General features: G+C 71.4%; 14 protein-coding genes. 8 read left to right on the forward strand and 6 right to left on the reverse strand.

Going from position 1 to position 12,772, the window contains the following annotated elements; genetic code table 11:
- Positions 1-63: 63 nt before the first annotated feature.
- Entirely contained in the window at positions 64-1,410 is a 1,347-nt protein-coding gene (locus QRY02_RS38215) for a DHA2 family efflux MFS transporter permease subunit (RefSeq protein ID WP_285987621.1), read from the forward strand.
- Positions 1,407-2,249: a mycothiol conjugate amidase Mca gene (mca, locus tag QRY02_RS38220; RefSeq protein ID WP_285987622.1), complete on the forward strand. Its 843-nt coding sequence runs from the start codon at positions 1,407-1,409 to the stop codon at positions 2,247-2,249. Before QRY02_RS38215 ends, mca begins: the two co-directional genes overlap by 4 nt.
- Positions 2,250-2,379: 130 nt before the next feature.
- Here mca and QRY02_RS38225 read toward each other — a convergent pair whose 3' ends face one another.
- Complete coding sequence (locus QRY02_RS38225; RefSeq protein ID WP_285987623.1) at positions 2,380-3,546, reverse strand: cytochrome P450; 1,167 nt, start codon at positions 3,544-3,546, stop codon at positions 2,380-2,382.
- A 53-nt stretch (positions 3,547-3,599) separates the two neighbouring features.
- Between QRY02_RS38225 and QRY02_RS38230 the strand changes: the two genes are divergently transcribed.
- The 4 genes from QRY02_RS38230 (at position 3,600) to QRY02_RS38245 (ending at position 6,559) form a co-directional block, all read left to right on the forward strand.
- Positions 3,600-4,481: a DUF5926 family protein gene (locus tag QRY02_RS38230; RefSeq protein ID WP_285987624.1), complete on the forward strand. Its 882-nt coding sequence runs from the start codon at positions 3,600-3,602 to the stop codon at positions 4,479-4,481.
- A gap of 174 nt (positions 4,482-4,655) precedes the next feature.
- A complete protein-coding gene (locus QRY02_RS38235; protein ID WP_285987625.1) occupies positions 4,656-5,009 on the forward strand; it encodes a DUF952 domain-containing protein in 354 nt (117 codons plus the stop codon).
- A 210-nt stretch (positions 5,010-5,219) separates the two neighbouring features.
- Positions 5,220-5,732, forward strand: a complete 513-nt coding sequence (locus tag QRY02_RS38240) for a SigE family RNA polymerase sigma factor (protein WP_013222096.1) — start codon at positions 5,220-5,222, stop codon at positions 5,730-5,732.
- Complete coding sequence (locus QRY02_RS38245) at positions 5,729-6,559, forward strand: DNA ligase I (protein WP_285987626.1); 831 nt, start codon at positions 5,729-5,731, stop codon at positions 6,557-6,559. The genes QRY02_RS38240 and QRY02_RS38245 overlap by 4 nt, the downstream gene beginning before the upstream one ends.
- 68 nt (positions 6,560-6,627) lie before the next feature.
- On the opposite strand, the gene QRY02_RS38250 is transcribed toward QRY02_RS38245, so the two are convergent.
- From QRY02_RS38250 to QRY02_RS38260, 3 genes are all read right to left on the reverse strand, one after another.
- Entirely contained in the window at positions 6,628-7,185 is a 558-nt protein-coding gene (locus tag QRY02_RS38250; RefSeq protein WP_285987627.1) for a ferritin, read from the reverse strand.
- Positions 7,186-7,329: 144 nt separating this feature from the next.
- A complete protein-coding gene (locus QRY02_RS38255; protein ID WP_285994037.1) occupies positions 7,330-8,514 on the reverse strand; it encodes an arginine deiminase in 1,185 nt (394 codons plus the stop codon).
- Positions 8,515-8,554: 40 nt separating this feature from the next.
- Positions 8,555-9,367, reverse strand: a complete 813-nt coding sequence (locus tag QRY02_RS38260) for a CPBP family intramembrane glutamic endopeptidase (RefSeq protein WP_285987628.1) — start codon at positions 9,365-9,367, stop codon at positions 8,555-8,557.
- Positions 9,368-9,389: 22 nt separating this feature from the next.
- Here QRY02_RS38260 and QRY02_RS38265 point away from each other — a divergent pair, with 22 nt between their 5' ends.
- The gene (locus tag QRY02_RS38265) at positions 9,390-9,851 is read left to right on the forward strand and encodes a PPOX class F420-dependent oxidoreductase (RefSeq protein ID WP_285987629.1); all 462 of its coding nucleotides are present in this window, start codon (positions 9,390-9,392) and stop codon (positions 9,849-9,851) included.
- Here the strand turns inward: QRY02_RS38265 and QRY02_RS38270 are convergent.
- Positions 9,843-10,637: a DUF2470 domain-containing protein gene (locus QRY02_RS38270; protein WP_285987630.1), complete on the reverse strand. Its 795-nt coding sequence runs from the start codon at positions 10,635-10,637 to the stop codon at positions 9,843-9,845. The two genes, QRY02_RS38265 and QRY02_RS38270, sit on opposite strands and share 9 nt — an antisense overlap.
- Before the next feature lie 151 nt (positions 10,638-10,788).
- Here QRY02_RS38270 and QRY02_RS38275 point away from each other — a divergent pair, with 151 nt between their 5' ends.
- Entirely contained in the window at positions 10,789-11,814 is a 1,026-nt protein-coding gene (locus QRY02_RS38275) for a hypothetical protein (protein ID WP_285987631.1), read from the forward strand.
- On the opposite strand, the gene QRY02_RS38280 is transcribed toward QRY02_RS38275, so the two are convergent.
- Positions 11,781-12,707, reverse strand: a complete 927-nt coding sequence (locus QRY02_RS38280; RefSeq protein WP_285987632.1) for a LysR family transcriptional regulator — start codon at positions 12,705-12,707, stop codon at positions 11,781-11,783. The two genes, QRY02_RS38275 and QRY02_RS38280, sit on opposite strands and share 34 nt — an antisense overlap.
- Between the last annotated feature and the right edge of the window lie 65 nt (positions 12,708-12,772).

Genomic DNA, 12,772 nt, shown 5'->3' on the forward strand with positions numbered 1-12,772 from the left:
TGCTTGACCCAGTGAGTGGGTCGGACCTAATCTGAGGTTCGACCTAATCAAGTGGGGGTGAGCATGACGACGGCAGTCCGGCCGGATGCGGCGCTGTGGCGGCTCGGCGGTGTGCTGATCATGGGCGCGGTGCTGTCGATCCTCGACGCGACGATCGTGACCGTCGGGATCGGCTCGATCGCTGCTGACCTGGACAGCCCGCTGACCACGGTGCAGTGGGTGGCGAGCGCGTACCTGCTCGCGGCCTCGGCGGCCATCCCGCTGTCGGGCTGGCTGACCGACCGGTTCGGCGGCCGCGCGGTCTGGCTGGCGGCGGTGGTGATCTTCACCGCGGGCACGCTGCTGTGCGGCTTCGCCTGGTCCGCGCCGGCGTTGATCGCGTTCCGGGTGCTGCACGGCCTGGGCGGCGGGCTGATGCAGCCGGTCGGGCAGGCTGTGTTCGCGCAGGCGGCGGGTCCCGCGCTGGGCCGGATGATCGGCGTGATCACCCTGCCGGCCACGGTGGCCCCGGTGCTGGGCCCGATGCTCGGCGGTGCGCTGGTGGCGGGCTTGGGTTGGCGCTGGATGTTCTTCGGCATCGTCCCGCTGGGCGTCGCGACGTTCCTTTGCGCGCGGCGGCTCCTGCCGGCTCCGGCGCCGGGCGGCGCGCCTGCTGCTCTGGACGTCCGGGGGCTCGCGTTGCTCTCGCCCGGGCTCGGCGCGTTCGTCTACGGCCTGGCCGAAGGTGTGGCCGTTGCCTGGGTGGCCGGGGCCGTGCTGCTGCTGGCGTACGGCGTCCACGCGTCGCGGACGGCGTCGCCGGTGCTCGAGCTGGCGCTGTTCCGGAACAAGGGGTTCGCGGTCGCGAGCGCGAGCACGTTCCTGCTGGGAGCGTCGCTGTACAGCTCGATGCTGCTGCTTCCGCTGTACTACGAGCAGGTCGAGCACGCGAGCGCGTTGCGGGCCGGGCTGCTGCTGGCGCCCCAGGCACTCGGCTCGGCGGCGGCCATGCTGGCGAGCGGCCGGCTCCTGGCCCGCTTCGGGCCGCGGCGCCTGATGCTGGCCGGGATCGCGCTGTCCCTGCTGGGCACGATCGCGTTCACCCGGCTCGGCTCGGCACCCGGCGGTGCCCTGCTGACGCTCTCCCTCCTGATCCGCGGCGCCGGGTTGGGCGCGGCAACGGCCCCCGGCATGACGACGCTGTACGGCTCGCTGGAGCGGTCCCGCATCCCCCGGGCGGCGAGCGCGTTCAACGTGGTCAACCGGATCGGCGGCTCGTTGGGCACCGCCCTGCTGGCGGCGATCCTCCACAGTGAACTCACGGCCGCACCGGCCCCGGCGGCGTTCGGCACCACGTTCACGTGGGCGCTGGCGCTCTCGGCGCTGGCTTTGATCCCCGCACTTTTCTTCCCCCAGAGGAGCACCCGGTGACTTTCCGCCTGTTGAGCGTCCACGCCCACCCGGACGACGAGTCCAGCAAGGGCGCGGCCACCCTGGCGCGCTACGCGGCCGAAGGCGTCGACGTCCTGGTCGCCACCTGCACGGGCGGCGAACGCGGCGACGTCCTGAACCCGGCTCTCGACACGGCCGAGACGTGGGCGAACCTCCCGGCGATCCGCCGTCGCGAAATGGCCGCGGCCGCCGAGATCCTGGGCGTCCGCCAGCGTTTCCTCGGCCTGATCGACTCCGGCCTCCCCGCCGAGGGCGAGCCCTTGCCCGAGGGTTGTTTCGCGGCCCTCCCACTCTCCGAAGCGGCGGCGCCGCTGGTGGCACTGATCCGCGAGTTCCGCCCGCACGTGGTGATCACATACGACGAAACAGGCGGCTACCCCCACCCGGACCACATCCGCACCCACGAGGTGACGGTCGAGGCCTTCACCGCAGCCGCCGACCCCACCCGCTATCCCGGCACGGGCGAGCCGTGGCAGCCGCAAAAGCTGTACTACCAAGCAACCCTGAGCCGCGCCTGGTTCCAGGCGCTGCACGAGGCAACCCTCGCCGCGGGCCTGGAATCCTCAATGGCCGAAGTCCTGAGCGAACTCCCACCCGACAAATTCCCGGTAACCACAAAAATCCGCTGCGACGCCCACTTCACCACGCGCGACCGAGCCCTCCTGGCCCACGCCACCCAGGTAGACCCGGCCCACCCGTTTTTCGCCCACTCACGCGAAATCGAGCGCCAAGCCTGGCCCCACGAGGACTACCACCTGGCCCATCCCACCCCCGGCCCCCACCTCGAAGAAGACCTCTTCACCGGAATAACCCCATGAACCCCCGTGTCGTCGCCCCAATCACGCGAGATGACTCCCCAATCACGCGAGTCCCGCCTTCAATCACGCGAGTTCCGCCTCCAGTCACGCGAGTCCCGCCCGGGATCACGCAAGACCGGCCCAGGTCCCGTCATACGGTGACCCGAAGCTCCTTCAACCCGCGGATCACGAACTCCGGCCGCCGCGGCGGATTCTCGGTCAGGCGCAACCCCGGCAGCTTCTCCGCCAGCGCGCTCAGCGCGGCGGCGATCTCCACCCGAGCGAGAGGAGCACCCACGCAGTAGTGGATCCCCAGGCCGAACCCGAGGTGGGCGTTCGGCGTCCGGCCGATGTCCAGGCGGTCCGGCTCGTCGAACACCTTCGGGTCGCGGGCCGCGGCACCCAGGAGCGCGCCGATCTTCTCGCCACGCGAAACGACATGTCCGCAGATCGACACGTCCTCGGTCGCGGTCCGCTCGAACAGCTGCAGGGGCGCGTCGAACCGGATCAGCTCCTCGACGCACGAATCCAGAAGGGCAGGTGAGGCCAGCAGGCGCTCCCACTGGTCCCGGTGCGTGAGCAGCGCCGTGATGCCGTTGCCGAGCACGTTGACCGTCGCTTCGTGGCCGGCCATCAGCAGCAGCACCGCGGTGGCCACCAGTTCGTCCGGCGTCAGCTCGCTGCGGAGGAGGTCGCTGATGATGTCGTCGCCCGGGGCGTCCGCGCGGGCCGCGGCGACCGAGCGGACGTACTCGACGAACTCGGCCGCCGCCCGCTCGGCGGCGTCGCGTCCTTGCTCCGGCAGGTCGTACTCGTACATCTTCACGATCGCGTTGGACAGCTGGACCATCCGCGGTCCGTCGGTGCCGGGGACGCCCAGCAGCTCGGCGATCACCGCGACCGGCAGCGGCTGGGCGAGGTGCTCGAGGAGGTCGGCACTGCCGTCGGCGGCGATCGCGGCTGCCAGGTCGTCGACCATGCGGGCGGCGAGCGTCGCGACCATCGGACGCAGCCGTTGCACGTGGCCGCGGCCGAAGGCGCCCGCGATCAGGCGACGCAGGCGGGTGTGCGCCGGCGGCTCGTTCTCCAGGAGCGAATTGCGGTGCAGCAGGTTGAACGAGGCGAACCGCTCGAGTGGCTGGGCGTCCTGCCAGATCCGGCCGAGGCCGCGGTGGCGCAGCACCGCCGAGGACGCGGCGTGCGACACCGCGATGGCGAGGCCGAGCCCTTCGTGGAAGTGAACCTCGCCGCGTGAGCGGAGTGCGGCGAACGCCGGGTACGGGTTTTCGAGGAAGGCGGGATCGCGGGGGTCGAACACGCCGCGAGACTAACCCTTCGATAGCGTCTGAAGCCGAGCCAGAGGAGGCAGCAGTGGGCAAGGGCGCGCGCAAGAAGGGTCCCAAGCAGGCATCGGACCGCAAGCCGAAGGTGCGCGACGTCTTCGTCGGCCAGCCGTTCGAAGGGCTGGCGGCGGAGCCCGAGCTGATCGCGCTGCGCGAGTTCGTGCCGTCCGCGACGGCCCAGCTCACCCTCGCCGACGGCGGTGACGTCACCCTCGGGACCGTCCTGCCCATGGCGGCGGCCGCGTTCGTCCGCTCGGACGGCCGGCGCTACCTCGGCCTGCAGGTGCAGACCCGCTCCTCCGACATCAGCCGGGACCTCGGCCGGTCGCTGAAGTGGCTGCTGGACGCCAAGGAGGGTGACGTCCTCGGCGTGCCGGACACCACCACCCCGCCGTCCGCCGACGAGCACGCGCGGCTCCAGGACCTGCTGACGCCGGGTGCCGAACTCGACGTCACGCTGCACCAGGACTTCGCCTGGTGGCTGCCGGAGGACGCGGACGCCACCGGTGACGTCGCCGTGTCGCTCGAGCGCGCGAACGCCGCGATCATGCCCACCGAACGGCTCGGCTCGGGTGCCTACTGGGTCCTCGCCGGCGAGAAGGCGCACCTGCGCTGGGTCCGGCCGGAGCCGGAGAACCTGCTGCTCCAGGCCCTCGCCCGGCTGTCCGCGGCCGGCGAGCTCGGCCTCGGCGAGGGCTCGCGCTACGCGGGCTCGTTCCGGGCGCACGGCCTGCTCGTCCCGGTCTGGGACCTCGACCCCGAGGCCCACGCCCGCGAATGGGCGGAGGCGAAGGACGCCCTCGGCGCCCGGCTCGAGACGGCGTTGAAGTCGCTCGACGACGAGCCGCTGAACGCGACCGAGCGCCGGGCGCGGGACGGCCTCATCGGCCGGCAGCTGACCCTGCGCTGACCCACCCTCGGTGGGCAGCTGCCCACCGCAGGCGAACAGCCGACCTGCCGTCGGTGGGTGCCGGACCGTCGGTACGTGCCGGCGGTCTCCCACCTGCTCGATGAGCGTTCAACCAGGCATTATGTGGCGCACGAGACACCGCCGCCGGATCGTGGCGGTGGGACGATTCTCGGTGTGATACTCCACATCTGCGGGGCGGCCGAGTGGGCCGAAGTGGGCGAAGGCGGCGAGTACCGGCCGTCTTCACTGGGGGAAGTCGGGTTCGTCCACTGTTCCGACTTCGGCACGGCAAACCTGCCGGCCAACATCCGTTACCGGGGCCGCACGGACCTGGTGCTCCTCGAGATCGACCCGGCCAAGGTCGGGTCCCCGGTTCGCTGGGAAGCCGGCATTCCGCCGCACCCGGCGGGCATCTGGTTCCCGCACGTCTACGGCCCGATCCCGCACGCGGCGGTCGTCGGCGTGCACGAATTCCGCGAGTCCGAAGGCGGCGGTTTCCGGCTGCCCGACTCGCTCGCCCATCGCTGACGTGGGCAGATCATGGCCCGGCCGAGCGATCACGAACTCGGCCGGGAACGCGGGCAACCTGAGGGGGCTGTGATGCGTGTTGGGGAGGAAAGCGATCCGGCTTCCGGCTACCCGACCCCGATGGGAGGCGATACGGTGACCGCTGCGGCACCCGTCTTCACCGGGGGAGAAACCTGGGTGACCAGCGCAGGCCGAGGGAGGGCCGCGACGTTGCCTGGCGAGTTCGTCGACTTCGGCGACTTCGTGCAGGCCACCTTGCCGGGCTTGCTCCGGTACGGCCACGCGCTCACCGGCAACCCGCACGACGCGGCGGACCTGGTGCAGACCGTGCTGGAGAAGATCGGTTCGCGGTGGACCTACGTCCACGAAAAGACAGGCGACCCGCTGGCCTACGTCCGCCGGTCGATGGCGAACGCGCACGTGAGCCGCTGGCGCCGGACGCGCCGCGAGAACCTCGTCGCGGACCTGCCGGACACCAGCCCGCACGTGCCGGCCGACCCGTTCGAGCACGAGCCGCTGTGGCGTGCGTTACGAACGCTGCCGCCGAGACAACGTGCCGTGATGGTGCTGCGTTACTACGAAGGTCTCTCGGAAGCGGAGATCGCCGGGGTCCTCGGAATCACCCAGGGCACCGTCAAGAGCCAGGCCAGCAAGGCGATCGCGTCGCTGCGGATGAAGCTGAAGTCGGTCGACGGCGAAGGCGAAGGGAGTGGTGCGGGTTGAACATCTCCGAGGACGAACTGGAGCAGCGCCTGCGCGCGCTGTTCGCCGACGAGCGGCTGGACCTGCCTCCGCCGCCGCCGGACGCCGGCACGATCATCGTCACCGGTGCGCGGCGCCGTCGCCGTCGCCGCCACACCGTGCAGGCCGTGGTGGGAGTGGCGGCCGCGGTGGTCGCCGTCGCCGGTGGGCTGACCATGATCCGGCTCCACACCGAGGACGGCACCGCGGTGATGTCCGCACCTCGCACCGGAGCCGACTCCAAGCCACCCGAGAATCTCACGCAGGGCCGGCCGCCGGAACCGTCGACGTCCGGCCCGACCGGAACGCAGAGCATCCAGGCTTCCGCACCGCCGGGAGTGACGACTTCGCCGCGGCCGACGCGGTCGTCGTCCGTCCCGTCGCCGTCCACGCTCGCCGCCGTGACCAGCGGACCGCTGCTCGCGGCCGACGGCTTCGGCAAGCTCAAGCTCGGCATGACCGAGGCCGACGTGGCCGACGTGGCTGTCACGCTCAGCGACGCGCAGGCCGGCGCGGGCTGCACCGTCTACAAGGCACAGGGCAGCGGGGTTCCCGCGTCCGCGAGCGTCGTCATTTCCAAAGCGGCCGGGCTGGTCGTCGTCACCCCCGACGTGGCCGCGCACACCGCCGAGGGCATCGGCGCCGGGTCCACGAAGGACCAGATCCTCGCCGCCTACCCCGCGGCCAAGGAAGAAACCGGCGGCGTGGTCGCCCCGGCCGGGAAGGCCGCCGAATACCGCTTCCGGCTCGACCAGACCGGCGTCGTGCGGACGAGCCTGACGAGCGTCACCCAGGACTGCGCCGGCTGAGAGCCGGCCGCATGCAGAAACCCGGGCTGTCCACAGGGGGAGAGCCCGGGTTTCGTGCTAACGCGGTGTCAGAGCTTGCCGCCGGCCACCGGCGGCATCTGCGAGTCGGTGCCGCCGTTGTCGCCGACGGACTCGCGGGCCAGGTGGTTCTCGACCTCGAACAGGTTGCCGTTCGCGCGCTTGACGACGTTCAGCAGCGTGTTCATCTGCGAGATCTCCTCGACCTGCTCCTTGAGGAACCACTGCGTGAACTGCTCGCTGATGTAGTCCTCTTCGGCGCGCGCCGCCTTGGCCATCGCGGAGATGTCGGCGGCGACCTCCTTCTCCTGGGCGAGCGCGAGCTCGATGAGCTCGGTGACGCCGGAGAAGTCGTTGCGCACCTCCCCGGTTCCGGGGATCTCGACGTGGTGGTCGCGGTCGAGCATGTACTGCACGAGCGCCATCGCGTGGTTGCGCTCCTCGACGGACTGCTTGTAGAAGTGCTTCGCCAGCTGCGGAAGGTCCTCGGCGTCGAACCACACCGCGAGCGCGATGTACTGCTGGGACGCGTTGAACTCGTTGTGGATCTGCGCCTGCAGCAGTTCGTAGAACTTCGAGCGCGGCTCTTTCTTCTTGGTGAGGGCCATGACCACCACGATACGGCAGAATTCGATTTCCGACTACTTCTGGCTGGTGATCTTCCCCCTATTAGGGTTACCATTCCTAAAGAAGACTCACCTAATTTAAGTAAGCCTTCCCTAATGGCGTGCGCCGATTAGGGAAGGCTGCCATTACAGCGGATCGCGGCGGACCGGGCAGGACATGCACCGCGGGCCGCCCCGGCCGGAGCCGAGTTCGGAGCCGGCGATCGGCAGCACCTCGATGCCGGCCGCTTCCAGCCGCTCGTTCGTCTCGGCGTTGCGCTCGTAGCCGACGACCACGCCGGGCGCCAGCGCGAGGGTGTTGTTGCCGTCGTCCCACTGCTCGCGTTCGGCCGTCACGGGGTCGAGGCCGGTGTCGATCACGCGCAGCCGGTCGATCTCCATCGCCTCGGCCGCGGCCACCAGGAACGGCGCCGGGCCGGCCACCTTCACCCCGCCGTCGCCGGTCGGGCGCAGCGTGAACGCCGTCAGCGAGTCGCGGGCGAGCGGGTACATCACCACCGCGTCGGCGTCGACCATCGTGCACACCGTGTCCAGGTGCATCGTCGCGCGGGACTGCTCGATCGGCACCGCCAGCACGGTGTGCGCGATGCCGTCGGCGAACACCGACCGCGCCAGCGACTCCGCGCCGGCCGCCGTCGTCCGCTCGCCGACGCCGATGGCGAGCACGCCCGGCGCCAGCAGCATCACGTCGCCGCCTTCGATCGGCGCCGAATGGGCGCCGTACGCGCGGGCCGCGTGGCGGAACTGCGGGTGGTAGGCGTAGATCAGGTCGAGCACCGCGGTTTCGCGGCGGCGCGCGGGCATGGTGAGGGACGAAATCGCCACCCGGTCGGCGATCCACACCGACGAGTCGCGCGTGAACAGCAGGTTCGGCAGCGGATCGACGGCGAAGTCGTGCGGGTGGTTCATCATCCGCACCAGCGACGCGCCCTCCGCCGACGGCAGCTCCTCGAACGTCATGCCGGCCATCAGCACCTCGGCGAGGCCCGCCGCGTCGACGCTCGACAGGTGCGAACGCAGCGAGTCGGCCAGGTCGCCGCCGAGCCGCCGGTCGTCGACCGCCGCGTGCACGCCCGCTGCGTGCGCCCGGTCGTCCTCCAGGGCCGTCCGGAGCGCGTCGGCCAGCAGCAGGACCTCGACGCCGCGGTTGCGCAGCACCTCGGCGAACGCGTCGTGCTCGGCTTGGGCCCGGTCGACCCACGGGATCGAGTCGAACAGGAGCTGGTCGTTGTTGCGGGGCGTCAGCCTTTTGAGCTCGTTGCCGGGCCGGTGCAGCAGCACCGCGCGCAGGGGTCCGACTTCGCTGTCCACCCGGGGAGGTGTCGTTTCGTCGATCACCCCCCGACCCTAGTCAGGGAAGCCAGGAAACGTGCCCCTTGAGCAGCGAATACCCGACGAACGACACAAAATCGAACAACGTGTGCGCGGCGACCAGCGGCCACAGCCGGTTGGTCTTCTGCCACAGCCGCCCGAACACCAGCCCCATGATGAAGTTGCCCACGAACCCGCCGAACCCCTGGTACAGGTGGTACGACCCGCGCAGCACGGCGGCGCCGAACACGGCGTTGTTCTCGCGGACGCCGAGCTGCCGCAGCCGCGTCAGCAGGTAGCCGATGACCAGGACTTCTTCGGCGAAGGCGTTGCCGAACGCCGAGAGCGTCAGCGTGATCGGCCGCCACCATGTATCGCCCAAAGTGGACGGTTGCACCGCCAGGCTGAACCCGAGGTGGTAGGAGACGAAGTAGAGCGCCAGGCCGGGGATCCCGATGATCGCGGCGAGCACGACGGTCAGCAGCGTGTCGTAGCCCGCCGACCGGCGGTCCAGCCCCAGCCGGGTGATCTTGATGCCCGCGCGCCACAGCAGGTACAGCCCCAGCGCGCCCCAGCCGACCAGCTGCATCGCCGACAGCAGCTGCTTGAGCAGGTCGATCAGGCTCGCCGCGGCCTGCGGCACGTTCAGCTGGGTCTGCTGCTGGGCCAGCGGGACCGGCTGCAGCAGCGAGTCCACAAGGGACAGCAGGCTGCGCACCCCGGACAGGCCCAGCGTGATCCCGAAGACGATCAGCAGCTCGAGCTTGATCGCGCGGCGCTCGGCCGGGTCCTCGACCGTGGCGGGGAACTCGGGGCGGTCCGGCGCCAGCCACGATCGCGCGGTGAACGTCATGGACGCACGCTACCTTCGGAGTATGCCGAGGAGCATCGCCACCAACGAAACCGTCGACCGCGCCGCGCTGGTCGAGTTCCTGTCGACCCGCCACCGCGCCATCCTGCTCACCACGAAGGCCGACGGCGGCCCGCAGCTCTCGCCGGTGACCTGCGGCGTCGACGCCGAGGGCAGGCTCGTCATCTCGACCTACCCGAAGCGTGCGAAGGTCGTGAACGTCAAGCGCAACCCGGAGGTCTCCGCCTGCATCCTGTCCGACGAGTGGAACGACCAGTGGGTCCAGCTGAACGGCACCGCCGAGGTGCTGGACGTCCCGGATTCGGTCGAGCCGCTCGTGGACTACTTCCGCAGCATTTCGGGCGAACACCCGGACTGGGACGAATACCGCGAGGCCATGGTCAAGCAGGGCAAGAGCATCATCCGCGTCACCATCGAGAGCTGGGGGCCGATCGCGAAGGGTGGCTTCCCCGCCGAACTAGCCTGACCGCCCGCGCAGGAACGGGCAGCCGACCAGCCGCCGCAGTTCCGACGCGAGCTGCGACGGGCTGTCGACGGACTTCGAGAACGCCAGCCGCACGTCGTGGTCGCCCGTGTCGGACTCGACGCGCAGCCGCAGCCCGAACCGGTCGAGCCCGAGCGGGCGGATCCGGCCGCCGCGCAACGCCGTCGGCAGGTGCTTCGCCAGCTGCCCGACGACGTCGGCGTGGTCGCTCTCCAGGTGCCGCAGCCACCCGGCCTCGTAGTCGTGGAACGGGTCGGGCGGCGCGGCGCTGAACACGTGCGGGCGCAGCGAGTGCGTGCCTTCGGCGTCGGCGAGCACGAGCGACGCCGGCGTGAGCCGCAGCAGCGTGACGCCGTGACCGACGTCGAGGAGCCGCTCGTCCGGCCGCGTCTCGGCGATCGCCACCGCCCGGGCGCGGGCCGAAACCGGCGAGAGCGGCCGCAGCCAGCCGGTGATCCACAGCAGCCCGCGGATCGGTTCCCGCAGGGCGACCGGCGCCTGGTCGGCGACCTCGACCATCACGGCCAGCTCCCCGCGCTGGGTCTGCTTCGCCGCGCGGACCATCGGGTGGTCGTCGGGCAGCAGCACGCTGACGCTGCCGCTGTGGTGCACGTGGTGCAGGACGGGGACGACGCGCTCGCCGTTCAGATCCGCGCGGTCGCAGGTGGGCAGCAACGACGCGGGGCCGTTGCGGGTCGCGATCGTCTTGGCGCGCTCGGCGGGATTGGGGGCCGGCGGGCGGCGGACGGATGTGGGGGCCTCGGTCACGGCTCACCTCCTACTTAGGTGAGCCTAACCTGAATTCGGCGGTCTGGATAGTCGTGGTCGTCACCTCCCTTCCGCTGATCGGCACATTTGGTAACGCCGGTGCCCACTTCGTCGAAAAGCGGGTAACAACCCGAGCCCCTGGGGGGTCCGCGTGCCGATCGTCCCGGTCCCCGAGCGCGTCCGCGCCTTCGAACTCGACCCCGCCATGCCCTCCGGCGCCCTGCCGATCTTCGGCGAGTACCTCGATCGCCTCGGCGACACCGCGAACCGGCGGCTGGTGGCCGGGTTCTTCCTGGTGTTCGGGGTCGCCCAGTTCGTCGCCGGCGCCGGGGTCGCCCTGCCGGTCGGCACGTTCGCGCTGGCCGGCGCGATCGAAGCGTGGTGGCTTTACCGGGCGTACGGCAGGGTGCCCGAGACACGGCTGAAGCGGGAAGCGTTCCGGCAGGTGGACGTCACCGCCGACGGCCTGGTCGCGGCCGGCCGGACGGTCGGCGTGCGCCTGCCGGACGGCCGGTGGCTGCGCGTCCGGCTCGACGAAGCGCACCGCCTGCTGGTGGCCGGGCACCGGCGGGTCTGGCTGCTGGGGCGGGGCCCGAAGGTGTTCGTCGGCTTCTCCGGCGTGGTGCGGCTCCGCCGCGCCACCGTCCACGACGGGCCGCCGCCGGGTGCGGTGCCGATGCCGGCACCGGCCGGGTCCGGTTCACCGAGGCTCGACCCCGTGCTGACCGCGCACCGCCACCAGCTCGCCCGCGACCTGCGTGCGACGGCGGCTTTCCTGCTGGTCCTGGCCGCGTTCGCGGTCTGGGTCGGGCTCGGCTTCCCGGTCGTGGGCTGGGTCGCGTGGCCGTTCGGGGCCGGCACCCTGCTCGGTGCTTCGGTGAGCGCGTTCCGCGCGATCGCGTACCGCCGGCCGCTCCGGGCGGACCACTGGACGGAGCTGCGCGCGGTCCTCGACGGCCCGGTTCGCATGAGCCGCCACGGCGTGGCGAGGCTGAGCGGCCTGACCATGCTGGCCGACGGCCGCGTGGTCCCGTTCCGCCTCCCCAAGGCGGACCCGTCGATGGCGGCGAACATCGCGGCGACGGGCCGCCTGTGGATCGCGGGCGTCCCCGGGCCGGGCGCGGCCAAGACGGGCCTGCCGGGCTACCCGGTACTGGGTACGGTCTGGCTCGGCTGAGCGGCCCAGCTCGGCCGCCATGCGCCGGCGACGTGCTCGCTCGTCGCGAGGTGCTGCCGGAGCGCGGTGAGCCCCGGGTGCGCGTTGCCCCGGCGCCACACCAGCGAATGCGGGTACACCGGCACCGGGGCTTCGATCGGCACGCGCCGCAGGTCGTGCCCGGGCGGCCACGACACCCGGCTGCCCGCCCCGACCAAGGTCACCACCTCACCGGACTCCGCGATCGTGTCCAGCACCACCTCGGTGCCGAAGTTCGGCCCGGCCGCGTCGATCCACAGGTCGAACGCGGCCGCGAATTCGGCGTAGTAGGCGCCCCACTCGGTCCCGGGCACCACGCCGGGCAGCCGGATCCGATGCCCGGCGAGCTCACCCGGAGCCACCGAAGGCGCTCCGGCCAGCGGGTGCCGGGAGCCGCACAACAGCTGGATCGGCTCGTCGAGCACCCACTGGGCGTCGAGGTCGTCCGGCAGTGCGACGACCGCGCGGAACGAGGCATCGATCGAGCCGTCCCGGAGAGCGGCGACCGCGGTGTCGAAGAGCGTCGCGACCTCCAACGCGATGTCCGGGTGCGCCTCGTGGAATCCACGCAGCAACGTGGCCGGGCACAGCCGCCGGCCGATGACGTCGACCCGGAGCGGCCCGGTGCGCACCGACGCGAGCGCCCGTAGCTCGGCCGACAGCAGCTCGCGCGCGTGGGGCAGGAAGGCGTCGCCGTCCCCGGTGAGCACGGCCCCGCGGGCGGTGCGCGTGAACAGCCGCACCCCGAGCGACTTCTCCAAGGCGGCGATGCGCTTCGAAACGGCCTGCTGCGTGATCGACAGATCGGTGGCGGCGTCCTGGAACCGGCCCGCCTCCACGGCGGCGACGAAGGTGCGCACGGCATCGAGGTCCACGACGACCGACTCTAGATTCACAACGCCGCGTTGTGGCTCGCCGCCGCGTCGGTTGTTTGCCCCGC

The sequence above is a fragment of the Amycolatopsis sp. DG1A-15b genome, from assembly GCF_030285645.1.
Classification (GTDB): Bacteria; Actinomycetota; Actinomycetes; order Mycobacteriales; family Pseudonocardiaceae; genus Amycolatopsis.